Origin of the sequence: Symbioplanes lichenis, assembly GCF_030709675.1 — a bacterium.
Taxonomy (GTDB): Bacteria; Actinomycetota; Actinomycetes; order Mycobacteriales; family Micromonosporaceae; genus Actinoplanes; species Actinoplanes lichenis.
In genome coordinates, this window is the sequence record NZ_JAUZQD010000009.1 from 65023 (window position 1) to 87795 (window position 22773).

Genomic DNA, 22773 nt, shown 5'->3' on the forward strand with positions numbered 1-22773 from the left:
TCCTTTTGTACTGATCAGTTGCGCCAACACCGTAACAGGTTTTGTACTGATCAGTTGGTGAGCCGGATCACCATGTGTACCGAGCGGTAGACTGGGCCGATGAGCGCGACACCCGCCGTCGGACGGCCCCGGGCCTTCGACGAGGAGGCGGTGCTGGACCGGGCGGCGGAGGTCTTCTGGCGGCACGGCTACGACGGCGCGTCGCTGAGCGCTCTCACCAGCGCGATGGGCATCAACCGGCCGAGCCTCTACTCGACGTTCGGCAGCAAGGAGCAGCTGTTCCGGCGCGCGTTCGCCCGCTATCACGAGGAGAAGCTGGCCGACACCCGCGCCGCCCTCGACCGGCCCACGGCCTACGCGGCCGTGCGGGCCTATCTGTGTGTCAGCGCCGACGGGCTCACGGCGGGGAACCAGCCGCCGGGGTGCCTCTCCATCCAGGGCGGGCTGGCCTGCGCGCCCGGGAACGCGGGCATCTCCGACGTCCTGGCCGCCGGGCGGGCCGGCACGGAGGCCGCGCTCGAGGAGCGGCTGGCGCGCGCGGTCCGGGAGGGAGACCTGCCGGAAGATACGGACATCTCGGGGCTGGCGCGATTCGTGATGGCGCTCAGCGAGGGGCACGCCGTGCACGCCGCCGCGGGGGCGAGCCGCGAGGAGTTGCAGGCGTCCATCGACATGGCGATGCGCGCGGTCCCCTTGCGGCCCTGAAAGGGGCGCCCGCCCGGGCGCCCCTTGGGGTCAGCCGCGCAGAGTGGCTCCGGTCCGCGAAGCGGCCAGCGCCACGGCCGCGTCGCGCGCCGCCACGGCTTCTTCGACCTTCAGCGTACGGTCGGCCGCCCGGAACGTGAGCTTGTAGGCGAGACTCTTCACGCCCTCGCCCAGCTGCTCCGACGCGTACACGTCGAAGAGCCGGACCGACTCGAGCAGGTCTCCCGCACCGGCGGTCAGGGCGGCCTCGACGTCGGCCGCCGGGACCTCCGTGCGGACGACCAGCGCGACGTCGATCAGCGCCGGCGGGTACGTGGAGATGGCCGGCGCCTGCGTGACCGGGGTCGCCGGCAGCCGGTCCAGATCGATCTCCATGGCGACCGTGCGCCTCGGCAGCTCGAGGGCTTCGAGCACGGCCGGGTGCAGCTCGCCCGCGTGGCCCACCGGGTTGCCGTCGACGAGGATCTCGGCGCAGCGGCCCGGATGCCAGGGCGCGTACTCGGCGGCCCGCACCGAGACGCGGTCCGCGGAGAGTCCGGCCGCCGCGATCGCCACGCGGGCCGACTGGACGGCGTCGGACCAGGTGGCCGGGCGGCCGTCGCCCCACCAGCCGGCCGGGGCCGCGTCGCCGGTCTGGACCGTGGCGAGGTGCCACGGCTGCTCCGGGACGATGGCGTTGGCCGCCTGCCAGTCCTCGTCGGACGGGCCGTGGTCGACGCCGAGCTGCGGCGGGGCCGTGGCGGTCAGGTGCGGCAGGAAGACCGTGCCGGTCTCGTAGAGGGCGAGGTCGCGCTCGCCCCGGCCGAGGTTGCGCTTGAGCGTGGCCAGCAGGGGCGGCAGCAGCGACGTGCGCAGCAGCGGCTCCTCCTCGGACAGCGGGTTGGTCAGCCGGACCGCGCTGCGCCGGGGGTCGGCCGGCTCGAGCCCGAACGCGTCCGCGGCGCCCGGGGCGACGAACGGGTAGGACAGCACCTCGACGTAGCCGTTCTCCGCCATGGCCCGCCCGACCGAGCGGCGGCGCAGCTGGGCCGGGGTGAGGCTGCCCCCGCCGAGGACCGGCGGCAGGACGGCCGGGATGGCGTCGAAGCCGCCGAGCCGGGCCACCTCCTCGACCAGGTCGATCGGCGCCACGAGGTCGGGCCGCCACGAGGGCGGTGTGACGTCGAGGGCACTGGTGACCGTGCAGCCGATGCGGCTCAGGATCTCCGCGACCTGCTCCGGCGAGTACGGGACACCGATGCGCCGCGTCGCCAGGTCCGGCGGCAGGGTGATCACCGCGGGCGGCGTCACGTGGTTGAGGTCGAGGATCCGCTCGTCCACCGTGCCGCCGGCGTGCGTGGTCAGCAGCTCGACCGCGCGGTCCAGGGCGACCAGCGGCAGTTGCGGGTCGACGCCACGCTCCCAGCGCTTCGCGGCCTCGCTGAACAGCTTGTGCCGGCGGGCCGTGCGCCCGACCATGACCGGGTCCCAGTGGGCGGCCTCGAGCAGCACGTCCACGGTGCCCGGCTGGACCTCGCTGGTCTCGCCGCCCATGACCGCGGCGAGCGAGATCGGGCCCGACTCGTCGCAGATGACCATGTCCTCGGCGTCGAGCACGCGGGCCACGCCGTCCAGGGTGGTCAGCTTCTCGCCCGGGTGGGCCCGGCGCACGACCAGCCCGCCCTTGAGCAGGTTGAGGTCGAACGCGTGCATGGGCTGCCCGAGCTCGATCATCACGTAGTTGGTGATGTCGACGGCGAGCGAGATCGTGCGGATGCCCGCGGTGAGCAGCCGGCGCTGCATCCACTCCGGCGACGGCGCCGACGGGTCGATGCCGCGCACCACCCGGGCCGCGAACCGGTCGCAGCCCACGGTGTCGTCGAGGCGGACCTCGTACGGGACCAGCTCGGTCGCCGCGGACCGGGCGGGCCGGCCGGGATCGGTGTAGGCGGCGTCGTACGCGTGGGACAGCTCGCGGGCGATGCCGCGCACGCTCATCTCGTAGCCCCGGTCGGGCGTGATCTCGACCTCGACGATCGTGTCGTCGAGCCCCACGAGCGGGCGCGCGTCGGTGCCCGGCGAGGCCGACTCGGGCGGCAGCACGATGATGCCGTCGTGGTCGCCGGAGAGCCCCAGCTCGGCCGCCGAGCAGATCATGCCGTTGGACGGCTTGCCGTAGGTCTTGCGCGCGCCGATGTGGAAGCCGCCGGGCAGCTCGCCGCCGGGCAGGATCACCACGACCAGGTCGCCGACCGCGAAGTTGCGCGCCCCGCACACGATCTCCTGCGCCGCCGGGTTGCCGACGTCGACGTGGCAGAAGCGGATCGGCTTCTTGAAGCCGGTCAGCTCCTCGATCTCCAGCACGCGCCCGACGACCAGGCCGCCCTTGACGGTGGCGCCCTGGTCGACGATCGACTCGACCTCGATGCCGAGATCCACCAGCTTGCGTTCCAGGTCGGCCGGGTCGAGACCGGCCGGGAGCTCCACGTACTCGCGGAGCCAGGACAGGGAGAGCTTCATCTTCCTCAGACCGCCATACCGAAGTTGCGGGTGAACCGGGCGTCACCCTCCACCATGTCGCGCATGTCGCTCACGCCGTTGCGGAACATCAGCGTGCGCTCCACGCCGATGCCGAACGCGAAGCCGGAGTAGCGCTCGGGGTCGATCCCGCACGCCGTCAGGACGCGCGGGTTGACCATGCCGCAGCCGCCCCACTCGACCCAGCGCGGGCCGTCGCGGTGCTCGGCGAACCACACGTCGAACTCGGCGGACGGCTCGGTGAAGGGGAAGTAGTGCGGGCGCCAGCGGGTGCGGGCGTCCGGGCCGAACATCGCCTTGGCGAAGTGGTCGAGCGTGCCCTTGAGGTGGGCCATCGTGATGCCCTCGTCGACGACCAGGCCCTCGATCTGGTGGAAGACCGGGGTGTGCGTCGCGTCGAGCTCGTCGGTGCGGTAGGTCCGGCCCGGGCTGACCACGTGGATCGGCAGCTCGCCGCTGAGCATCGTGCGCACCTGGCCGGGCGACGTGTGCGTGCGCATGACCAGGCCGGGCAGGTCCACGTAGAACGTGTCCATCAGCCCGCGCGCCGGGTGGTCGGGGCCGATGTTGAGCGCGTCGAAGTTGGCCCACTCGAGCTCGAGCTCGGGCCCGTCGACGATCGAGTAGCCCATGCCGACGAACAGGTCGCCCATGTGCTCCATGAGCGTGGTCAGCGGGTGCCGGGCGCCGCGCGGGGCGCGGTCCCACGGCAGGGTCACGTCGACGCGCTCCTCGACCAGCACCCGGGCGGCGCGCTCGCGCTCCAGCTCGGCGTGGCGGGCGTCGAAGGCGGCCTGCACGGCCTGGCGCGCGATGTTGACGCGCTTGCCGGCGTCGGACTTCGCGGCGGGCGGCAGCGAGCCGATCTCCCGCCGGGCCAGCGACACCGGCGAACGGTCGCCGAGGTGCGCGGGCTTCAGCGCGCCGAGCGCGTCGAGGTCCTTCGCCTCCCCGAACGCCTTCTCGGCGTCGGCGACGGCGGTCTCGAGCGCTTCGGGCGCCAGCAGGGCGGCCTGCTTCGGATCGTACGGATCGTTGCGGTAGGACATGGTCGGGCGAACTCCCTCACACCGGATGAGCCATGCGGCAGTCTACGGAGGCGCGGCTGGGCCGTAGCCCGCCGGTCAGGGAAGTTCGCGCTCAGGAGTCAGTCAGCGCACGGACCCGCGACCAGCGGGCCGGGTAAACAGCTGACTCATGATCCACTCCTAGGAGAGCGTTGCGCTCGGGCTGAAGCATACAAGCAGACCGCTGCGGCGGCCGACAGATTAAGGCTCTCGGCGCCCCCGTAGATCGGCACCCTGACCCTTTTGTCGGCCTTTTTCAGCACTTCGTCGGGCAGCCCGTGCGCCTCGGACCCGAACACCCACGCCGTCGGCCCGGCCAGCGTGCCGTCGTCGATCAGCTCGTCGAGGTCCGTCTCGCCGTAGCCGCTGGTGGCCAGAACGGTCAGTCCAGGCGTCGCCAAGGAGAGGGGCGCGCGGACAATGTCCACGTTGAACAGGCTGCCGGCCGAGGAGCGGACACACTTCCCGTTGTACGGGTCCACGGCGTCCCCGGCGAAGATGACGGTCGTGGCCCCGGCGGCATCCGCGGTGCGCAGGATCGTGCCCGCGTTGCCCGGATCGCGGATCTCGGCGAGCACCGCCACCAGTCGCGGCTCCTTGGCCAGCGCCTCGGGCAACGGCACGTCGACCTGCTCGCACACGGCCACGAGACCCTGGGGCTGCACGGTCTCGGCGAGGGCGGCAAGTGCCTCCTCGGTGACCGGGGAGACGACGGGCGCCTGCAGTGCGAGGTCGCCGTGCTTGGTGAGGGCTTCGTCCGTACCGAAAAGGTCGAGAACCACCCCCGCGGCGAGGGCGGACCGCACGGCCTGGGGTCCCTCGGCCAGGAAGCGACCGGCCTTGTCGCGGTCGCGGCGGCGCTGCAGACGCTTGGCGGCGACGACGCGCGGGGTGCGGGGGGTGAAGCTCACCAGGCCTCCGGAGGCTCAGCTCGTCGCCCGCAGGACCGCGGGCGACGACGGCGGAACAAGCGAAGCGCCTCCCGGCGAACCGGGAGGCGCTTGCGAAACGTGCGGTGCGTTAATCAGGCGGCCTGGGCGCCGGCGCCGCCGGTGCCCTCGGCCACGACCGCGGCCCGCGCGATCTCGACGATCGCCGCGAACGAGGCGGCGTCGTTGACGGCCAGGTCGGCCAGGATCTTGCGGTCCACCTCGACCCCCGCGAGCTTGAGGCCCTGGATGAGGCGGTTGTAGGTCATGCCGTTGGCCCGGGCAGCCGCGTTGATGCGCGTGATCCACAGCTGGCGGAAGTCGCCCTTGCGGTCACGGCGGTCGCGGTAGCTGTACTGCATCGAGTGCAGCACCTGCTCCTTGGCCTTGCGGTACAGGCGCGAGCGCTGACCGCGGTATCCGCTGGCGGTCTCCAGCAACGTGCGACGCTTCTTCTGGGCGTTCACTGCCCGCTTGACGCGTGCCATGTCAATCTCCTTACAGGGGAATCAGGGGCGCGCGTCAGCGGCCGAGGAGCTTCTTCACTCGCTTGGTGTCGGCCTTGGCCACTTCGACCGTTCCGGTCATCCGGCGGGTGACCTTGGAGGACTTGCCCTCCAGCAGGTGACGCTTGCCGGCCTGCTCCGTGCGGAGCTTTCCCTTGCCGGTGACCTTCACCCGCTTACCCATGCCGGTGTGGCTCTTCATCTTCGGCACTTGACGCCTACTCTCATCTCGTCCCCGGGGCCGGTGGCCCCGGGGGCAACTAACTACTCTGCCGAACTGTCCGCGGTTTCGGCCGCGGGAGCCGCCTCGCCCTCGCGCGGCTCGCGGCCCGCGGGCCGGGATGCCTCGACGGCGGCCGCCGCGGCCACCTTCGTGGCCCGGTGCGGGGCCAGGACCATGATCATGTTGCGGCCGTCCTGCTTGGGACTGGCCTCCACGAATCCGAGCTCCGAGATCTCCTCGCTGAGCCGGCGCAGGAGCCGGAAACCCAGCTCCGGGCGGCTCTGCTCGCGACCGCGGAACATGATCGTCACCTTGACCTTGTCGCCCGCCTTGAGGAACCGCACCACGTGACCCTTCTTGGTCTCGTAGTCGTGCGGGTCGATCTTCGGCCGGAGCTTCATTTCCTTGATGACGGTCTGCTGCTGGTTCCGCCGCGACTCGCGTGCCTTCAGTGCGCTCTCGTACTTGAACTTGCCGAAGTCCATGAGCTTGCACACCGGCGGGCGCGCCATGGGCGCAACCTCGACCAGGTCCAGGTCGACGTCCGCGGCCAGCTGCAGGGCGCGCTCGAGCGGGACGATGCCCACCTGCTCACCCTCGGGGCCGACCAGACGGACTTCCCGTGCCCGGATCTGCTCGTTGACGCGTGGTTCGACGCTGATGGGGCCTCCTCAGAACGGGGACAAACTGTCTCTTACCAATGTCGGTCGGCCTCACGTCGGCCCTCATACCACTGGGCGACGGGAAAGCAGAGAGCCCCGGCGTGCTGTGCGCATGCCAGGGCCCGCTCGACCGGTCATCGGCGCCCCGAATGAAGCGCTCACCCACCGCGGAACATTCCCGCGCGGGTTGACCGGACCCAGCCCCCGGAAGGGGAAGCGTGGGTGGGAACCAGCGGGCTCCTCTTTCGCGCCGGCCACTCGTGTGAGGGCAGGCGTGGTCGACTGCCGTACAGCTTATCAGCTCAGCTCGACGCCGCCGAATGAAGGGCCCGCAGCGTCCGCACGCCGTGCACCGCGTAGTCCTTGTCGGTCGCCTGCAACGCGTGCACCGGGACGGTCTCGTCGTCGTGCAGCTCCAGCATCGCCCAGGGCGAGTTGCGGTCGAAGCGCACGGCCCGCACCGCCGACCAGGGCAGCTCCACCCCGCCGATCACGTTGCGCACCTTGATGCCCTCCGCGGTGGCCCACACCCGGGGCCGGGCGAACGCCATGACGCCCAGCCCGATGAGCACCCCGAGCCCGATCATGGCGCCCTGGTCGCCCCGCTCGAACTGGCCGAAGCCGTCGCCCGTCGAGCCGTGCAGCCCGAAGCTGAGCACGGTGAACAGCACCACCACGGCCACGGCCAGGATCGCCGTCACCCAGCGGATGCGCTGCGGGCGGAAGACTGCGGGGGCCTGAGTCGTCACGTCGACCATGATGCTCCTTCGGGACCGGCGGTGGGCAGTCGGTGGCCGGCGGCGTCAGAGCCGGCAGTTGGCGATGTCGGTGACGAGGATCGCCCGGGCACCGATCTCGTAGAGCTCGTCCATGATGTGGTGCACGGCGGCCCGCTCGACCATGGCCTGGACCGCCACCCACCCCTCGCGGTGCAACGGCGACACGGTCGGGGACTCGATGCCGGGCGTCACGGCGGTGGCGTGCTCGAGCAGGTCGGCGCGGACGTCGTACGCGAGCATGACATAGCTGCGCGCGACCAGGACGCCCTGCAGGCGGCGGAGCAGCTGGGAGACCCCGGCGCCGGCCTCGTCGCGGCCGATCAGGATCGCCGAGCTCTTGAGCAGCGGCTCCCCGACGGTCACCAGGCCGGCCTGGCGCAGGGTCGCGCCGGTCTCCACGACGTCGGCGATGATGTCGGCCACGCCGAGGCGGACCGCGTTCTCCACCGCGCCGTCGAGACGGACCACCTCGGCCTTGAGGTCGTTGGCGTCGAGGTAGCGCTGCACCACGCCCGGATAGGCGGTGGCGATGCGGCGGCCGCCGACGGTGAAGTCGTGCGCGCCGTCCGCCGGGACGGCCCAGCGGAAGGTCGCCCCGCCGAAGCTCAGGTCGAGCAGCTCGTGCGCCGGGACCCCGGAGTCGACGAGCAGGTCGCGGCCGGTGATGCCGAGATCAAGATCACCCGATCCGACGTACGTGGCGATGTCGCGCGGGCGCAGATAGAAGAACTCGACATTGTTGTCCTCGTCACGGCAGACGAGGTCCTTGGGGTCGGTGCGCTGGCGGTAGCCGGCGTCGCGCAGCATCTGGGCGGCCGGGGCGGACAGGGTTCCCTTGTTGGGAACGGCGATGCGCAACATTGACGTGCTCCTTGGTCAGAACCAGACGGGACGGAGGGCACGTCATAGATGTCGGTACACGTCCTCGAGCGTCAGACCGGAGGCGATCATCAGGCATTGTGCCTGGTAGAGCAGCTGGGAGAGCTCCTCGGCGGTGCGCTCGGCGCCCTCGTGCTCGGCCGCCATCCAGGACTCGGCCGCCTCCTCGACGACCTTCTTGCCGATGAAGTGCACGCCCTTGTCCAGCGCGGCGACGGTGCCCGAGCCCTCGGGCCGCTCCACCGCCTTCGCCGACAGCTCGGCGAACAACTCTTCGAACGTCTTCACGGGGTGCGATTGTTGCAGCTCATTACGGGGTGGCAACGGAGGACCCCTCTCCGTCCCACCTTCGCCTACAGTTCCGGGCATGGTCAGCAGAAATACCCTCGCCGCGCTGGGCAGCGCGACCGTGCTCCTCACCTCCCTCGCCGCGTGTGCGCCCGCCGACGAGAACGACTCCCCCGCCGCCGGCGGCTCCGCCTCCGCGTCGAGCTCCGCCTGTGCGCCCGGCGCGCTCGACACCCTCGCCGCCGGCAAGCTGACGATCGGGACGGACACCCCGGCGTACGAGCCGTGGTTCAGCGACAACAAGCCGGCCAACGGCAAGGGCTTCGAGTCCGCCGTCGCCTACGCGGTCGCCGAGCGCCTGGGCTACCCGGCCGCCGAGGTGGTCTGGACGAACGTCGGGTTCAACAACGCGATCGCCCCGGGCCCCAAGACGTTCGACTTCGACGTCAACCAGTTCTCGATCACCGCCGACCGCAAGAAGGCGGTCGACTTCTCGTCGCCGTACTACCTCGTCCGCCAGACCGTCATCACCACCAAGGGCTCGAAGATCGCGTCGGCGAAGTCACTGGCGGAGCTCCAGGGCGCCAAGCTCGGCGCGCAGGTCGGGACCACGAGCTATCAGGCGGTCACCGACATCATCAAGCCGGCCGCCAAGCCGCAGGTCTACAACAACAACGACGACGCCAAGGCCGCGCTGGAGAACGGCTCCGTCGACGGCATCGTCGTGGACCTGCCGACGGCGTTCTACATGACGGCGGCCGAGCTCGACAACGGCGTCATCGTGGGCCAGCTGCCCCAGGTGGGCGTACCCGAGCAGTTCGGTCTGGTTCTTGATCTGGGGTCGAAGCTGACGCCGTGCGTGAGCGGCGCCGTCGACCAGCTGCGTCAGGACGGCACCCTCGCGGAGCTGGAGAAGACCTGGCTGACCAGCGGTGGAGCGCCTGAGCTTTCGTGAGCGCGTTTCAACCGAGTGAGATTCAGCTCGGGCGGATCGCCTACCGGAGACGGCAGACGGTCCGCTCGGTGCTGCTGGCCGCGGCCTCGACCGCGGTGGTCGGCGTCGTCCTCGTGCTCGGCGTCACGGGGGCGCCCGGCTGGGAACGCGTCAAGCGGTCGTTCTTCGACGGCTCGATCGCCCGCGAGTACCTCCCCGACATCCTCGAGGGCCTCTGGCTCAACCTGCGCCTGCTGGTCGTCTGCACCCTCGCGGCGCTGGCGCTGGGACTGCTCATCGCGGTCGCGCGGACGCTGCGGGGCGCGGTCTTCTTCCCGGTACGGGCGCTGGCCACCGGATACACGTACGCGTTCCGCGGCCTCCCGCTGATCATCGTCCTGTACGTCTTCACGCTGGGCGTCCCGGGACTGCGGCTGGAGGGCATGCCGAGCGTGCTCGTGCTGGGCGGGGCGGCGCTGGTGATCGTGTACGGCGCCTACCTGGCCGAGGTGTTCCGGGCCGGCATCGAGTCGGTGCACCCGTCGCAGCTCGCCGCGGCCCGGTCGCTCGGGCTCACGTACCGGCAGACCATGCGGCACGTGGTGCTCCCGCAGGCGGTCCGCCGGGTCACGCCGCCGCTGCTCAACGACGTCGTCGCGCTGCAGAAGGACGTGGGCCTGGTGTCGCTCGCCGGCCCCATCGACGCCGTACGCGCCGCGCAGATCGCCACCGCGCAGGACGCCAACTTCACGCCGTACATCGTGGCCGGGGTGCTCTTCGTGCTCCTCGCCCTGCCGCTCATCGGCGTCACCGACTGGGTGACCCTGCGGGCGGCCCGTCGCCAGTCAGCGGGGTTCTGATGCTTGACGTCGCGCACTTGCGCAAGACATTCGGGACTTCCGTGGTGCTCGACGATCTGTCGCTCTCCGTGGACGAGCACGAGGTCGTCGCGCTCATCGGGGCGTCCGGATCGGGCAAGTCGACCCTGTTGCGCTGTGTCAACCTGCTCGAGGGCATCGACGACGGGGTGATCCGGCTCGACGGCGAGGACATCACCGATCCGCGCGCCGACCCCGACGTGGTGCGGCGGCGGATCGGGATGGTCTTCCAGTCGTACAACCTCTTCCCGCACATGACCGTGCTCCGCAACATCACGCTCGCCCCGTCGAAGGTGCACAAGCGGGACGCGCGGGAGATCGAGGAGCAGGCCATGGAGTGGCTGCGCCGGGTCGGGCTCGAGGACAAGGCCTCCTCGTACCCGGACCGGCTCTCCGGCGGGCAGCAGCAGCGCGTGGCGATCGTGCGCGCGCTGGTCAACAGCCCGCGGCTGCTGCTGCTGGACGAGGTCACGTCGGCCCTCGACCCGGAGCTGGTCGGCGAGGTGCTCACGATGATCCGCGGGCTCAAGGACGAGGGCATGACGATGGTGCTGGCGACGCACGAGATGGGCTTCGCCAAGCAGGTCGCCGATCGCGTCGTCTTCCTCGACGGCGGGCGGGTCCTCGAATCCGGGCCGCCCGCGCAGGTGCTGGGTGACCCGGTCGAGGCCCGCACCCGGCAGTTCCTCGCCCGCATCATCGAGGCGGGGCGGTTGTAGGCCGCTACTTGTTGATCTCCCGGATGGCCAGCACGGCGTCGAGGACGGCGACCGTGCTCTGCCAGCCCTTGTCCTCGATCGAGTCCTCCAGGCCCGCCCGGTCGCGCGCCTGGCCGAGGCTGTCCACGGTCAGCACCCCGTGCGCCACCGGCGTCTGCTCGTCGAGGGCGACCCGGGTCAGGCCCGCGGTGACCGCGTCGCAGACGTACTCGAAGTGCTTCGTCTCGCCCCGGATGACCACGCCCAGCGCCACCACGGCGTCGCACTTCCTGGCCAGGGCCTGGGCGACGATCGGCAGCTCGACCGAGCCGGCCACGCGCGCGGTGATCACCTCGGCGCCGCACGCCTTGGCCGCGGCCCGCGCACGGTCGACCATGTGGTCCACCAGGTCGTTGTGCCAGCGCGAGCCGACGATGCCGACGGTGAGCCCGGCCGCGTCGACCGTCTCCATGTGCGGATCCCCGAAACCAGCCATGTTGCCCCCTTTGTCATAAGCAGTATCAGCCCCGGGTCCTGGTCAGGTGGCCCATCCGGGTCAGCCCAGGGCCTCGAACAGGTGGCCCATCCGGTCGCGCTTGGTGCGCAGGTAGCGGACGTTCTCCGGGTGCAGCCGGACGGGCAGCGCCTCCCGGCCGGTGACCGTCAGGCCGTAGCCCTCCAGCCCCGCGCGCTTGGCCGGATTGTTGGTGAGCAGGCGCATCGAGCGGATCCCGAGGTCGTACAGGATCTGGGCGCCGATGCCGTAGTCGCGGGCGTCCGCCGGCAGCCCCAGCTCGAGGTTGGCGTCGACGGTGTCCAGACCGCGGTCCTGCAGCTGGTAGGCCTGCAGCTTGTGCAGCAGCCCGATCCCGCGGCCCTCGTGCCCGCGCATGTAGAGCACCACCCCGCGCCCGGCCGCGGCGACCCGTTCGAGGGCGGCCTCCAGCTGCGGGCCGCAGTCGCAGCGCACCGAGCTGAAAACGTCCCCGGTCAGGCACTCCGAGTGCACCCGGACCAGCACGTCCTCGCCGTCCGTCAGGTCGCCGTGGACCAGGGCGACATGCTCGCCGCCGTCCGTGATCGACCGGTAGCCGACGGCCGTGAACTCGCCGTGATCGGTGGGCAGCCGCGTCTCGACGACCCGCTCGACCAGCGACTCGTGATGCCGCCGGTACGCGATGAGCTGCTCGATGCTGATCAGCGCCAGGTCGTGCTCGGCGGCGAAGGTTTGTAATTGTGCGCCGCGCATCATCGTGCCGTCGTCATTGATCATCTCGCAGAGGACGCCGGCGGGACGGAGACCGGCGAGCGTGGCGAGGTCGATGGCGGCCTCGGTGTGCCCGGGGCGGCGCAGCACTCCCCCGGCCTTCGCGCGCAACGGCACCACGTGCCCGGGGCGGGACAGGTCGGCGGGCTGGGTGTCCGCCCCGGCGAGCAGGCGGATGGTGTGGGCCCGGTCGGCCGCGGAGATGCCGGTGGCGATGCCTTCCCGGGCGTCGACCGTGACCGCGTACGCCGTCCCGCGCGCGTCCTGGTTCGTGTGGAACATGGGCGGCAGGTCGAGCCGGTCGGCCTCGGACTCGGTCAGCGGCACGCAGACGTAGCCGGAGGTGTAGCGGACCATGAACGCCACCAGCTCGGGCGTCGCCATCTCGGCCGCGAAGATGAGGTCGCCCTCGTTCTCCCGGTCCTCGTCGTCCACCACGACGACGGCCTTCCCCGCCGCGATGTCCTCGATCGCGCGCTCGACGGTGTTCACGACCGCTCCCCCAGCATCTTCTCGACGTACTTGGCGATGACGTCGACCTCGAGGTTGACCGGGTCGCCGGCCTGCTTCGAGCCGAGCACGGTCAGCTTGAGCGTCGTCGGGATCAGGCCCACGCTGAACGTGTCGTCCGTGACCGCCATGACCGTCAGCGAGACGCCGTCGACCGTGATCGAGCCCTTCTCGACGACGTACTTCGACAATTCGGGCGGGAGGGTGAAGGTGACAACCTCCCACTCGCCTTCCTGCGAGCGACCCTTGACGGCAGCGACCCCGTCGACGTGACCCTGCACGAGGTGGCCGCCCAGGCGCGACCCCACCGTGGCGGCACGCTCCAGGTTGACCGGGGAGCCCACGGCGAGGGCGCCGAGGGAGGAGCGGCGCAGCGTCTCCCCCATCACGTCGGCCGTGAACACCCCGTCCTCGTTGTCGATGACGGTCAGGCAGACGCCGTTGACGGCGATCGAGTCGCCGTGCCCGGCGTCGCCGGTGACGAGCGGGCCGCGGACGGCCAGCACCGCGGCGTCCCCGCCCGCGTCGGTGAGCCGGACGACCTCGCCCAGCTCCTCCACGATCCCGGTGAACATCAGATCTCCTTCTGCCGGAGGGTGGCGGTGAACCGCAGGTCGGGGCCGATCTGCGTGATGTCGAGAAACTCCAGGTCATAGGCCTCGCCGATGGTCGCGGCCCCGGCGTCCGCGAGCGCCGCCCGCCCGGCTCCGAGCAGCTTCGGCGCGACGTAGCCGACGACCCGGTCGACCAGGCCGGCGGCGAGGAAGGCACCGGCCAGCGTGGGCCCGCCCTCGAGCAGGGCGGCCCGGACGCCCCGGTCGTAGAGCCGCCGGAGCAGGGCCTCCAAGTCGACCCGCCCCTCGGGCGCGGTCACGATCAAGGTCTCGGCGGCGGCATCGCGCACCCGGGCGTTCTCCGGGGTACGCCCCCGGCTGTCGACGACGACCCGCAACGGCTGCCGGGCCGGCCGGTTCCCGTCGTCCGGTCGCGGATCCGCCGGCGCACCGGGGTGGGCGGCCCGGTCGGCGGCGCTCAGGCGGACCGTCAGCTGAGGGTCGTCGGCCAGCACGGTGCCGATGCCGGCGATGACCGCGTCGACCGTGCTCCGGAGCCGGTGGACGTCGCGCCGGGCCGGCTCGGACGTGATCCACTGGCTGCTGCCGTCGGCCGCGGCGGACCGCCCGTCGAGCGTCGCGGCGAACTTCCAGACGACAAAGGGGCGCCCCCGCCGCACCGCGGTCAGCCACGCCACGTTGCCCGCCTCCGCCTCGGCGCGCCCCACCCCGGTCAACACCTCGACGCCCGCCGCCCGCAGCGTGGCGGCACCCCCGGCCGCCGCGAGCGTCGGATCGTCCACGGCGATGACCACCCGCCGCACCCCGGCGGCGATCAGCGCCTGGGCACACGGCCCGGTGCGGCCGGTGTGGTTGCACGGCTCCAGCGTGACGACCGCCGTGCCGCCGCGAGCCCGCTCCCCCGCCTGCCGCAGGGCGCCGACCTCCGCGTGCGGGCCACCCGCGAACGCGTGGAACCCCTCGCCCGCGATCTCGCCAGCCGCGTCGAGCACCACACAGCCGACGACGGGATTGGGGCTGGTGGTGCCGAGGCCACGCGCGGCCAGCCCGACCGCCCGGCGCATCGCCTCGTCGTCGGTGACCATGTGGTGCCCTCCCTCGCGCGGTCGTGGCCACGCGCGAGCTCCGCGCGGCCGTGGTCGCGCGGGGTGCCGCGCGGCCGTGTGGCTGCGCGGTCGGAACCGCGCGGCCGTGGTCGCGCGGGGTGCCGCGCAGCCGTGGCCGCGCGGGGTGCCGCGCGGCCGTGGTCGGCCACGCGAGCGGCGCGCGGCCGGAGCTGCGCGGAGAACCCGCGCGGCCGTGGTCACGCGCGGGCAGGGCTGTGGGGGACAAAACGCCGGAGAACGGACACGCTGCGCGCGCCCCTGGACCGGTGGCTCGTGACGGCACGCCGCGACGAGACCCGTGGTCCAGCTCCCGCGCGCCGTCTCCCATCCGGACTGTCGGACCGAGGCGGGGCTGTGCCCGCTCAGTCCACCGTCGGCCCCGGAGTCACACCAGGTCCACCGGGCCTCGCAGGGGTGCGGGGTCCGGGTCGCGGGCTTACCTCGAGCTGCGAGGATCACCGCCGGTTCGGAATCTCACCGAGTCCCGCCAGCGCGTGGTGGGTACCCCGATACTGTCACGCCCGGCGCACCCCCGGCCACCACCCGCGACCGACGTCACGCATCTGGTGACATCCGTGTTGCGGACCCGTGAACCCGTCACGCGAGCGGCGGCAGATCGGTCGGCTCGGCCTTGGAGTGCCGCTTGTCGATGGCGACGTACGAGCCGGGCTGGCTCTTGGCGACCTTCTTCATCTCGGAGGCGACGGCGACCACGGCGCGGTGGTCGTTGAACTTGCGCCCGCCCGCCTTCGACTCCGCCACGCCGATGGAGAGCGTGACGAGCGCCGCCCGCTGCTTGCCGCCCCGCCGGTCGGGCACCTCGATGTAGCCGCGCTGCGCGTCCTCGGGGTCGTACAACTCGTCGGCGGACGCCTCGAAGTCGGTGACCATGTGCTTGGTCAGCGGCAGCACCTGGTCGGGGTGGCAGATGAAGACGAAGTCGTCGCCGCCGATGTGACCGAGGAAGACCGACGGCTTGCCGGCCGCGGTCGCCGCGCGGTGGACGCTGCGGGCGAGGGTGGTGATGAACTGGTCGCCGCGGTCGAAGCCGTAGACGTCGTTGACCGGCTTGAAGCGGTCGATGTCGATGTAGCCGACCGAGTAGTCCTTGCCGCTCTTGATGCACTCGACGATCTCGCGGGTGACGCGGGCGTTGCCGGGCAGGCCGGTCAGCGGGGAGACCTCGCGGAACTCCTTGGTGCGGCGCAGCGTCGACGAGACCCGGGCCATCAGCTCGGCGGTGTCGAACGGCTTGACCAGGTAGTCGTCGACGCCCGTGGTGAGGCCGACGACCTTGTCCACGGTCATGCCCTTGGCGGTCAGCATGATCACCGGCAGGGCGGAGGTGAGGGGCTCGGCCCGCAGCCGGCGGGTCAGCTCGACGCCGTCCATGTGCGGCATCATCCAGTCGACCACGGCCAGGTCGGGGCGCCGCGTCTCCATCAGCTCGAGCGCCTCCTGCCCGTGCCGGGCGCGAACCACCTCGAACCCGTGCACCTGCAGGTTGAACGCCACGAACCCGGCGATGTCGTCGTCATCGTCGACAACCATGATCAGGTCCGGTTTCTCGGCCGGATCGGCACCCGGGGTGTCGATCTCGTTGCTCACCGATGATCCCCCTCTCGACGCCACCCATCATGCCCGACGCATCGGCCCGCCGACACGTCCGAAATTGCATGAAGCGTCACGCCCGTGCGGCGAGATCACGCAGCTTGCGTACGGCGTCAGCGGGGTCCTCCGCCCCGTACACCGCCGTGCCGGCCACGAACGCGTCGGCGCCCGCCGCGGCGGCCTGCTCGATCGTGTCCGCCGCGATGCCGCCGTCGACCTCCAGGCGCACCTCGAGATCCTTGGCCTTGATCCGGCGGCGCACGTCCCGCACCTTGTCCAGCATCTCGGGCAGGAACTTCTGACCCCCGAACCCGGCCTTGATCGTCATGATCAGCACCGTGTCCACATAGGGCAGGAGCTCCAGGTACGGCTCGACGGGCGTGTCCCGGTCGATGGCGAGCCCGGCCTTGGCGCCGGCCGCGCGCAGGGTCTTGGCCAGCGCGACAGGATTCTCACAGGCCTCGGCGTGGAACGTCACGTTGTGCGCCCCGGCCTCCGCGTAGCCGGGCGCCCACCGCTCGGGGTCGGTGATCATCAGGTGCACGTCGAACGGGATCGCCGTCGCCTTGCGCAGGCTCTGCACCACGGGCAGCCCGATGGTGAGGTTGGGGACGAAATGGTTGTCCATGACGTCGACGTGCACCCAGTCGGCCGCCCCCTCGATGGCGTGCACGGCCTCCGCGAGATGCGCGAAGTCGGCGGCGAGAATGCTGGGCGCGATGATCGGCGATGGCTCCACGGCTGAAGTCTATGTCCCGGGCGCCCCTCGTCCGGCAGGGGCCGAGAACCTCCGGTCACAGAAGCTCGCCGTGTCGTTGACGTGCGGGAACGGCTCGCCGGGCACGGGCTCTCCGAGGAAGTCGCACAGCGGCTGCCACCCGTCGCGCACCCGGAACTCCAGCAGGCGCGGGGCGGGCACTTCCCGGCGTACGGCGGCGTTGTGCTCCTGGAAGGTCTTGATCGCCCGCTCCCGGTCCTCGAACCGGTTGCCGAACGTCTTGCCCCAGACGATCGTCCGCGCCATCCGGAGCGTCGGCGAGGGGTCGGGCGTGCGCAGCATCCCCTGATAGATCGTGTCCCAGGCGCTGCGGTACCACTTGTCCGGTTCGCGGACGGTCAGGATCACCTTCGCCCGGGGGTGGCCGGCGACGAGCTCACGCCAGAAGTAGGCGCCCGGCCAGTCCACCGTCGACCGGTATCCCGCCACCGCCGCCTCGAGCGCCCCGGGGTCGCCCTCGGCCGCGCGTCCGAAGAGCGCCGCCCGCTCCGGGTCGTCGAAGAGCGGAAGCATGTGCAGGCACGGCCCGAAGCCGAGCCGTTCGAGCGCCACTTTGAGGCTGAGTGTGCCGGTTCGCCCGAATCCCACGCCGATGACGTCCATGGGCGTGGGATACCGGCACCTTGTCGACCTGAAACGTGAGCTTTCAGCTCGTGCGCCGCAGCACCGCCTTTCAGCTCGCGCCGCAGCACCGCCTTTCAGCTCGTGCGCCGCAGCACCGCCAGGAACATCGCGTCGGTCCCGTGCCGGTGCGGCCACAGCTGGACCGTCGGGCCCGGACCCAGCTTCGGCATGCCCGGCGGCAGCAGCGGCCGCGCGTCCACGAAGTCGACCTCGACCCCGCTGCGGCGCGACCCCTCGGTCACCGTGACCTGGGTCTCGACCATGTGCGGCGAGCACGTCACATAGGCGACCACGCCGCCCGGGCGCACGGCCCGCAGCGCGGCGACCAGCAGCTCCCGCTGCAGCCGGGTCAGCGGCGGCAGGTCGGCCGGCTTGCGGCGCCAGCGCGACTCGGGCCGCCGGCGCAGCGAGCCCAGACCCGTGCAGGGCGCGTCGACGAGCACCCGGTCGAAGGACTCCTCGGGCAGGTCCGGGTCGCGGCCGACCGTGCGGCCGTCGGTCGGCAGCACGGTGACCGGCAGCCCCTGGGTGGCCTGCTCGACCAGCCGGGCCCGGTGGTCGGCCACCTCGACGGCGGTGACGTCGGCGCCGCGCAGGGCCGCGATCGAGCCCAGCAGGCCGGCCTTGCCGCCGGGACCCGCGCACAGGTCGAGCCAGCGGCTGTCCGAGCCCTCGAGCGGCGCGGCGAGCAGCGCGGCCGCGACCAGCTGCGAGCCCTCGTCCTGCACATGCGCGCGGCCCTCGCGGATGGCGGCCAGCTCGGCGGGCGAGCCGCCGTGGGTGAGATAGACCGAGTACGGCGAGAAGGCCCCCGGCACGCCGCCCACCTCGTCGGCCAGCTCGACGGCGTCGGCGCGGCCCGGACGGGCGCACAGGTGCACGGTCGGCGGCTGGTTGTCCTCGATCAGCAGGCGCGCGGTGTCGTCGAGGTCGCCGCCGAGCGCCTCCGCGAAGGACCGGATGATCCACTCGGGGTGGTTGTGCACCACGGACAGGTTGCCGACCGGGTTCTCGGCGGGGTCGGGGGCGATCCGGGTCAGCCAGTCGTCGAGGCTGGTCTCGGAGATCCCGCGCATGACCGCGTTGGCGAAGCCGGCCGCGCCCGGCGCCACCGAGCGGACCAGGTCGACGGTCTGGTTGACGGCCGCGTGCGCCGGGACCCGGGTGAAGAGCAGCTGGTACGCCCCGAGCCGCAGCGCGTCCCGGGCGGGCGGGTCGATCCGGGCGACCTCCCGGCCCGCGGCGGCGGCGATGATCAGGTCGAGGGTGCCGACCGCGCGCAGGGTGCCGTAGGCCAGCTCGGTCGCGAAGGCGGCGTCCCGCCCGTGCAGGTTCATCCCGCGCAGGATGTCCGCGAGGACCAGGTTGGCATAGGCGTCGTCGCGATGGACGGCGGCGATGGCCTCGTACGCGGCCTGGCGAGCCGGATCGGCCGGCGGGCGACCCGACCGGGGAGCCCGGCCCGTGCGGGCGTCGCGGTCCTGCGTGCGCCCGTAACCGGGGCCGCCGGGGCGCCGCGGCCGGCCGGTGTTGTGCGGACGATCGGCACGGTGCTCGGAGGTCACTGGAACCGCTCCTGAGGGTTCAGCCGCAGGCCACGGGCCCAGTCGACGGCGGACATGGCTTTCTTGCCGGCGGCCCGGACCTCGCCCAGGACCACCGGGGTGGTGGCGGTGCCGGCCAGCACCTGCGTGCGCTCGGCGAGCAGCTCGCCCGGCGCCAGCGGAGTCGCGTTGGCGACCGGGTGCACCGGCCCCAGCTTCACGCGCTCGCCGCGGAACGTCGTCCACGCGCCCGGCGCCGGCGTGCACGCCCGGATGCGCCGGTCGACCGCGAAGGCGGGGTCGGACCAGCGGACCTTCGCGTCCTCAACCGTGATCTTGGGCGCCAGCGACACGCCGTCGGCGGGCTGCGGGTGCGCGCGGGCGGTGCCGGCCTCGATCGCGTCGAGCACCGCCACGAGCAGGCCCGCGCCCTCGGTGGCCAGGCGCCCGAGCAGATCGCCGGACGTGTCGGCGGGCCGGATGCTCTCGGTCAGCGTGCCGTAGACCGGGCCGGTGTCCATGCCCGCCTCCAGCTCGAACACGCTGGCGCCGGTCACCTCGTCGCCGTGCAGGACGGCGTGCTGCACCGGCGCGGCGCCACGCCACGCGGGCAGCAGGGAGAAGTGCAGATTGACCCAGCCGTGCTTCGGGATCTCCAGGGCCGAGGGCGGGACCAGCGCACCGTACGCCACCACGGGCACACAGTCGGGCGCCAGCTGCCGCAGCCGCTCCTGGAACTCGGGCTCGCGCGGCTTGGCCGGCGTGAGCACCTCGATGCCCCGCTCGTCGGCCCAGGCCCCGGCGGGCGAGCGGACCAGGCGGCGCCCCCGGCCGGCGGGAGCGTCGGGGCGGGTGACGACGGCGACCAGCTCGTGCGACGACGCGGCGATCGCGTCCAGCGACGGCAGGGTGACCTCGGGCGTGCCGGCGAAGATCAGACGCATGGGATCACCCGCGGCGTGGAGAAGATCAACGGCATCGTGTCACCGGCCGAATCCGAAGAGACCGTGCGGGCTCGTCTTGACCACCGGCGGCTTGCCCGCGTCGTACCAGTCGGCGGCCCGGATCTGCCGCATCGCCTCCTTGCGGGCGGCGGCGTCGAGACGGTCGAGGAAGAGCACCCCGTCGAGGTGATCGGTCTCATGCTGCACGCACCGCGCCATCAGGCCCTCGCCGATCAGCCGGATCGGGTCGCCGTGCTCGTTGAAGCCCTCGGCGATCACATTCTGCCGGCGCTTGGTGTCGATGTAGACGCCCGGGATCGACAGGCAGCCCTCGTCGCCGTCCTGCTCCTGCTCGTCCGGAAAGTGCAGCACCGGGTTGACGATGTGCCCGAGCACGTCGTCGACATGGAACGTGAACACCCGCAACCCCACCCCGAGCTGCGGCGCGGCGAGACCGGCACCGTTCTCGTCGAGCATCGTGTCGGTGAGATCCTTGACGAGGGTGCGCAACTCCTTGTCGAAATCGGTGACCGCGTCGGCCTGCGTGCGCAGCACCGGGTCGCCGAAGAGACGGATGGGCTGGACGGTCACTCGGTGCTGCTCCTCGGCTGGCGGCGTGCGGGACGCCCCTAGTCTACGGACACCGGCAGCGTCGCCCAGCCGCGCAGGGTCAGCCGTTCCCGCGACCGGGGCTCGCCCGCCGCTTCCATCCTCGGGAAGCGCCGCACGAGCGCCGGGAGCGCGATCTGCGCCTCGAGCCTGGCCAGGGGCGCGCCGAGGCAGTAATGGGCGCCCGCCCCGAAGGACAGCGGCGCGTTGCCGGGGCGATCCTCGTCGAAGCGGTCCGGGTCCGGGAAGCGATCGGGATCACGGTTCGCGGCACCGAGGAAGAGCACGATCTCACTGCCCGCCGGGATGCCGACCCCGGCTACTGTCGTGTCCACGCTGGTGAAACGTTCGGTGAGCTGGACCGGCGAGTCATACCGCAGGCTCTCCTCCACAAATTTGTCCGGATTTTTCATGACTCGTCCGGTGGCCAGCTCGTGGATGCCGTTGGCCAGCAGGTTCGTCGTCGTCTCGAAGCCGGCCACCAGCAGCAGCGCCAGGTTGCCGAGCAACTCCCCCGCGCTCAGCGTCGAGCCGTCCGCGTCGTGCGCCGCCGCCAGCGCGGTCACCAGGTCGTCCCGCGGCTCCTGCCGCCGCAGTGCGATCATCGCCGAGAAGTAGTCCTCGAGCTCCTTGGCCGCCTCGTGCGCCGCCACCGCCTGCGCCTCCGTGAACCGCACCTCCAGCACCGCGGTCAGCGCCTCGGCCAGCCGCCGGAAGAGGTTCCGGTCGCTCACCGGCACCCCCAGCAGCGCGCAGATCACCCCGATCGGCAACGGGTACGCGAGATGGCGCACCACGTCGACGACCCCGTCCTCCCGGTGGGCCGCGAGCTCGTCGAGCGCCTCCTCGACCTGCGCCTCGATCACCTCCCGCAGCCGCGCGACCCGGCGCGCGGTGAACACCCCGGACGCCAGCCGCCGCATCGACGTGTGGTGCGGCGCGTTGGTCCGCAGCATCGAGTCGACGAACAGCTCCACGCCCTTGTTGCCCCGCCAGTCGTCCCACTGCTCGTCGAGCAGCGCGCTGTCGTAGACGCGCATCGTCGAGTCGCGCAGCACCGCGTCCACGGCCGCGTACCCGGTGACGAAGAACGCACCACCCTGGCCGATCACCGGACCGGCCGCGCGCAGGGCCGCGTACGCGGGATAGGGGTCCCGCCCGGCACCCGGCGTGAGCAACGTGTTGATCGCGGTGGCAGCGTCCATCAATCCATTCTGCTGATCGGTTCAACCTCCGGTTCACGAGCCGCCCCTACGACCAGGCCGAGTCCCCCGACGGCCGCTGACTCCACCCGCTGCTCGAGGGCACGGTCACCGGCGACGCCCCGGGGCGACCTTCGCCTGAACGAGTTCCACGGCCGGCGCCCCTCCTGCACCGGCAAGCGCTGGACCCACCGCCTCGAGTCGCCCGCCGGCGCCATCGGCGACGCCGCCGCCGTCGAACGCAGCCACCTCGCCGGCAAGCACGACCGGGCTCTGGTCCCGCTCCCTTCGGCGTACGGACCTGATGTGCGGGCCGGTGTTCACAGCGGGACGGCGCGGGGTGAGAATGGACGCGTGGTGGCCCGGCACGGCAGGCAGAGCCCGGACGAGAGGGACCGGGCGGGGCAGGCGCGCGACGATGCCGCCGAGGCCCGTGACACGGAGGCGCAGGACCGCGACCGCGACGCCCGCGCGCGGGATGAAGTCGCGCGCGCCCGCGACCAGGCCGCCCAGCAGGCTCAGCAGGCCGAGCGGGACCGCCTGTGGGAGGCCGAGCTGCGCGACCGGGTGGCCGCCGACCGGGACGGCATCGCCCGGTTGCGCGAGCAGGCGGCCATCGATCAGGAGCCCTCCCGGGAGCAGCTCCTCATCCTGTGGAAGCAGGCCGCCACCGACCGGGACGCCGCGGCCGCCGACCGGGACCAGGCGGCCACCGACCGCGCGGCTTTCCGCAGCCATCTCGACCAGACCCGGCGCGACCTCGGCGCCGCGGGGACCGACCGGATGGCCGCCCGCCGCGACCGCGCGGACTCCGGCCGCGACCGCACCGCCGCCTCGGCCGACCGGGCCGCCACCGACGCCGACCGCCAGCAGTCCGCGGTCGAGCGCGCCACGACCGAGCCGCCCGACCCGGCCGACCGCTGAACATCAGAGCAGCC

The 22773-nt window shown here is 72.2% G+C and carries 25 protein-coding genes; 5 read left to right on the forward strand and 20 right to left on the reverse strand.

Annotated features, from left to right (window positions below; all coding sequences use genetic code 11):
• Nucleotides 1–99: 99 nt before the first annotated feature.
• The gene (locus RAN62_RS22195; protein ID WP_305786642.1) at nucleotides 100–705 is read left to right on the forward strand and encodes a TetR/AcrR family transcriptional regulator; all 606 of its coding nucleotides are present in this window, start codon (nucleotides 100–102) and stop codon (nucleotides 703–705) included.
• Between the two features lie 30 nt (nucleotides 706–735).
• Here the strand turns inward: RAN62_RS22195 and pheT are convergent, their stop codons facing one another.
• The 9 genes from pheT to RAN62_RS22240 form a co-directional block, all read right to left on the reverse strand.
• Entirely contained in the window at nucleotides 736–3204 is a 2469-nt protein-coding gene (pheT, locus tag RAN62_RS22200; protein WP_305786643.1) for a phenylalanine--tRNA ligase subunit beta, read from the reverse strand.
• A 5-nt stretch (nucleotides 3205–3209) separates the two neighbouring features.
• Nucleotides 3210–4271 (reverse strand): phenylalanine--tRNA ligase subunit alpha, encoded by a 1062-nt coding sequence (locus RAN62_RS22205; RefSeq protein ID WP_305786644.1) that lies wholly within the window; start codon nucleotides 4269–4271, stop codon nucleotides 3210–3212.
• A gap of 146 nt (nucleotides 4272–4417) precedes the next feature.
• The gene (locus RAN62_RS22210; RefSeq protein WP_305786645.1) at nucleotides 4418–5200 is read right to left on the reverse strand and encodes a TrmH family RNA methyltransferase; all 783 of its coding nucleotides are present in this window, start codon (nucleotides 5198–5200) and stop codon (nucleotides 4418–4420) included.
• Nucleotides 5201–5313: 113 nt separating this feature from the next.
• Nucleotides 5314–5706, reverse strand: coding sequence for a 50S ribosomal protein L20 (gene rplT / locus RAN62_RS22215; protein ID WP_305786646.1), 393 nt, complete (start codon nucleotides 5704–5706; stop codon nucleotides 5314–5316).
• A gap of 34 nt (nucleotides 5707–5740) precedes the next feature.
• Nucleotides 5741–5935, reverse strand: coding sequence for a 50S ribosomal protein L35 (gene rpmI / locus RAN62_RS22220; protein WP_305786647.1), 195 nt, complete (start codon nucleotides 5933–5935; stop codon nucleotides 5741–5743).
• Nucleotides 5936–5988: 53 nt separating this feature from the next.
• Entirely contained in the window at nucleotides 5989–6609 is a 621-nt protein-coding gene (gene infC, locus RAN62_RS22225) for a translation initiation factor IF-3 (protein WP_305786932.1), read from the reverse strand.
• 302 nt (nucleotides 6610–6911) lie between these two features.
• Nucleotides 6912–7367, reverse strand: coding sequence for a PH domain-containing protein (locus RAN62_RS22230; protein ID WP_438874534.1), 456 nt, complete (start codon nucleotides 7365–7367; stop codon nucleotides 6912–6914).
• A gap of 45 nt (nucleotides 7368–7412) precedes the next feature.
• On the reverse strand, nucleotides 7413–8249 hold the full coding sequence (gene hisG / locus RAN62_RS22235) for an ATP phosphoribosyltransferase (RefSeq protein ID WP_305786649.1): 837 nt from the start codon (nucleotides 8247–8249) through the stop codon (nucleotides 7413–7415).
• 42 nt (nucleotides 8250–8291) lie between these two features.
• Nucleotides 8292–8555, reverse strand: a complete 264-nt coding sequence (locus RAN62_RS22240; protein ID WP_305786650.1) for a phosphoribosyl-ATP diphosphatase — start codon at nucleotides 8553–8555, stop codon at nucleotides 8292–8294.
• Nucleotides 8556–8634: 79 nt separating this feature from the next.
• On the opposite strand from RAN62_RS22240, the gene RAN62_RS22245 reads away from it, so the two are divergent.
• Genes RAN62_RS22245 through RAN62_RS22255 form a run of 3 tightly spaced genes read left to right on the forward strand, consistent with a single transcriptional unit; the run spans nucleotide 8635 to nucleotide 11086 of the window.
• A complete protein-coding gene (locus tag RAN62_RS22245; RefSeq protein WP_305786651.1) occupies nucleotides 8635–9510 on the forward strand; it encodes an ABC transporter substrate-binding protein in 876 nt (291 codons plus the stop codon).
• Nucleotides 9507–10349, forward strand: a complete 843-nt coding sequence (locus tag RAN62_RS22250) for an amino acid ABC transporter permease (protein WP_305786652.1) — start codon at nucleotides 9507–9509, stop codon at nucleotides 10347–10349. The genes RAN62_RS22245 and RAN62_RS22250 overlap by 4 nt, the downstream gene beginning before the upstream one ends.
• Complete coding sequence (locus RAN62_RS22255; RefSeq protein WP_305786653.1) at nucleotides 10349–11086, forward strand: amino acid ABC transporter ATP-binding protein; 738 nt, start codon at nucleotides 10349–10351, stop codon at nucleotides 11084–11086. Before RAN62_RS22250 ends, RAN62_RS22255 begins: the two co-directional genes overlap by 1 nt.
• A 4-nt stretch (nucleotides 11087–11090) precedes the next feature.
• On the opposite strand, the gene ribH is transcribed toward RAN62_RS22255, so the two are convergent.
• The 11 genes from ribH to RAN62_RS22310 all read right to left on the reverse strand — a co-directional run bounded on the left by ribH (nucleotide 11091) and on the right by RAN62_RS22310 (nucleotide 21838).
• Entirely contained in the window at nucleotides 11091–11561 is a 471-nt protein-coding gene (ribH, locus tag RAN62_RS22260) for a 6,7-dimethyl-8-ribityllumazine synthase (RefSeq protein ID WP_305786654.1), read from the reverse strand.
• Nucleotides 11562–11621: 60 nt separating this feature from the next.
• Nucleotides 11622–12824, reverse strand: a complete 1203-nt coding sequence (locus RAN62_RS22265) for a bifunctional 3,4-dihydroxy-2-butanone-4-phosphate synthase/GTP cyclohydrolase II (protein ID WP_305786655.1) — start codon at nucleotides 12822–12824, stop codon at nucleotides 11622–11624.
• Nucleotides 12821–13417 carry a riboflavin synthase gene (locus RAN62_RS22270; protein WP_305786656.1) on the reverse strand — a complete coding sequence of 199 codons (597 nt, stop codon included), beginning with the start codon at nucleotides 13415–13417 and terminating at the stop codon, nucleotides 12821–12823. Before RAN62_RS22270 ends, RAN62_RS22265 begins: the two co-directional genes overlap by 4 nt.
• A complete protein-coding gene (gene ribD, locus RAN62_RS22275) occupies nucleotides 13417–14502 on the reverse strand; it encodes a bifunctional diaminohydroxyphosphoribosylaminopyrimidine deaminase/5-amino-6-(5-phosphoribosylamino)uracil reductase RibD (protein WP_305786657.1) in 1086 nt (361 codons plus the stop codon). The genes RAN62_RS22270 and ribD overlap by 1 nt, the downstream gene beginning before the upstream one ends.
• Nucleotides 14503–15120: 618 nt before the next feature.
• Entirely contained in the window at nucleotides 15121–16074 is a 954-nt protein-coding gene (locus tag RAN62_RS22280; RefSeq protein WP_305786933.1) for a GGDEF domain-containing response regulator, read from the reverse strand.
• Nucleotides 16075–16207: 133 nt separating this feature from the next.
• Nucleotides 16208–16873, reverse strand: coding sequence for a ribulose-phosphate 3-epimerase (gene rpe / locus RAN62_RS22285; RefSeq protein ID WP_305786658.1), 666 nt, complete (start codon nucleotides 16871–16873; stop codon nucleotides 16208–16210).
• Between the two features lie 9 nt (nucleotides 16874–16882).
• Nucleotides 16883–17515, reverse strand: coding sequence for a sulfotransferase family protein (locus tag RAN62_RS22290; protein ID WP_305786659.1), 633 nt, complete (start codon nucleotides 17513–17515; stop codon nucleotides 16883–16885).
• 95 nt (nucleotides 17516–17610) lie between these two features.
• On the reverse strand, nucleotides 17611–19101 hold the full coding sequence (locus tag RAN62_RS22295; RefSeq protein ID WP_305786660.1) for an RsmB/NOP family class I SAM-dependent RNA methyltransferase: 1491 nt from the start codon (nucleotides 19099–19101) through the stop codon (nucleotides 17611–17613).
• Nucleotides 19098–20024 carry a methionyl-tRNA formyltransferase gene (gene fmt / locus RAN62_RS22300; protein WP_305786661.1) on the reverse strand — a complete coding sequence of 309 codons (927 nt, stop codon included), beginning with the start codon at nucleotides 20022–20024 and terminating at the stop codon, nucleotides 19098–19100. The genes RAN62_RS22295 and fmt overlap by 4 nt, the downstream gene beginning before the upstream one ends.
• Nucleotides 20025–20063: 39 nt before the next feature.
• Nucleotides 20064–20615, reverse strand: a complete 552-nt coding sequence (def, locus tag RAN62_RS22305; protein ID WP_305786662.1) for a peptide deformylase — start codon at nucleotides 20613–20615, stop codon at nucleotides 20064–20066.
• A 38-nt stretch (nucleotides 20616–20653) separates the two neighbouring features.
• Nucleotides 20654–21838, reverse strand: coding sequence for a cytochrome P450 (locus tag RAN62_RS22310; protein ID WP_305786663.1), 1185 nt, complete (start codon nucleotides 21836–21838; stop codon nucleotides 20654–20656).
• A gap of 351 nt (nucleotides 21839–22189) precedes the next feature.
• Between RAN62_RS22310 and RAN62_RS22315 the strand changes: the two genes are divergently transcribed.
• Nucleotides 22190–22759, forward strand: coding sequence for a hypothetical protein (locus RAN62_RS22315; RefSeq protein WP_305786664.1), 570 nt, complete (start codon nucleotides 22190–22192; stop codon nucleotides 22757–22759).
• Nucleotides 22760–22773 lie beyond the last annotated feature (14 nt).

What these genes read in the sequence shown, in the direction of transcription:
- RAN62_RS22195 (WP_305786642.1), top strand. Translation starts at nt 100, where the DNA reads ATGAGCGCGACACCCGCCGTCGGACGGCCCCGGGCCTTCGACGAGGAG.
- pheT (WP_305786643.1), bottom strand. Translation starts at nt 3,204, where the DNA reads ATGAAGCTCTCCCTGTCCTGGCTCCGCGAGTACGTGGAGCTCCCGGCC.
- RAN62_RS22205 (WP_305786644.1), bottom strand. Translation starts at nt 4,271, where the DNA reads ATGTCCTACCGCAACGATCCGTACGATCCGAAGCAGGCCGCCCTGCTG.
- rplT (WP_305786646.1), bottom strand. Translation starts at nt 5,706, where the DNA reads ATGGCACGCGTCAAGCGGGCAGTGAACGCCCAGAAGAAGCGTCGCACG.
- RAN62_RS22230 (WP_438874534.1), bottom strand. Translation starts at nt 7,367, where the DNA reads ATGGTCGACGTGACGACTCAGGCCCCCGCAGTCTTCCGCCCGCAGCGC.
- hisG (WP_305786649.1), bottom strand. Translation starts at nt 8,249, where the DNA reads ATGTTGCGCATCGCCGTTCCCAACAAGGGAACCCTGTCCGCCCCGGCC.
- RAN62_RS22245 (WP_305786651.1), top strand. Translation starts at nt 8,635, where the DNA reads ATGGTCAGCAGAAATACCCTCGCCGCGCTGGGCAGCGCGACCGTGCTC.
- RAN62_RS22255 (WP_305786653.1), top strand. Translation starts at nt 10,349, where the DNA reads ATGCTTGACGTCGCGCACTTGCGCAAGACATTCGGGACTTCCGTGGTG.
- ribH (WP_305786654.1), bottom strand. Translation starts at nt 11,561, where the DNA reads ATGGCTGGTTTCGGGGATCCGCACATGGAGACGGTCGACGCGGCCGGG.
- RAN62_RS22270 (WP_305786656.1), bottom strand. Translation starts at nt 13,417, where the DNA reads ATGTTCACCGGGATCGTGGAGGAGCTGGGCGAGGTCGTCCGGCTCACC.
- ribD (WP_305786657.1), bottom strand. Translation starts at nt 14,502, where the DNA reads ATGGTCACCGACGACGAGGCGATGCGCCGGGCGGTCGGGCTGGCCGCG.
- RAN62_RS22280 (WP_305786933.1), bottom strand. Translation starts at nt 16,074, where the DNA reads ATGGTTGTCGACGATGACGACGACATCGCCGGGTTCGTGGCGTTCAAC.
- RAN62_RS22290 (WP_305786659.1), bottom strand. Translation starts at nt 17,515, where the DNA reads ATGGACGTCATCGGCGTGGGATTCGGGCGAACCGGCACACTCAGCCTC.
- fmt (WP_305786661.1), bottom strand. Translation starts at nt 20,024, where the DNA reads ATGCGTCTGATCTTCGCCGGCACGCCCGAGGTCACCCTGCCGTCGCTG.
- RAN62_RS22310 (WP_305786663.1), bottom strand. Translation starts at nt 21,838, where the DNA reads ATGGACGCTGCCACCGCGATCAACACGTTGCTCACGCCGGGTGCCGGG.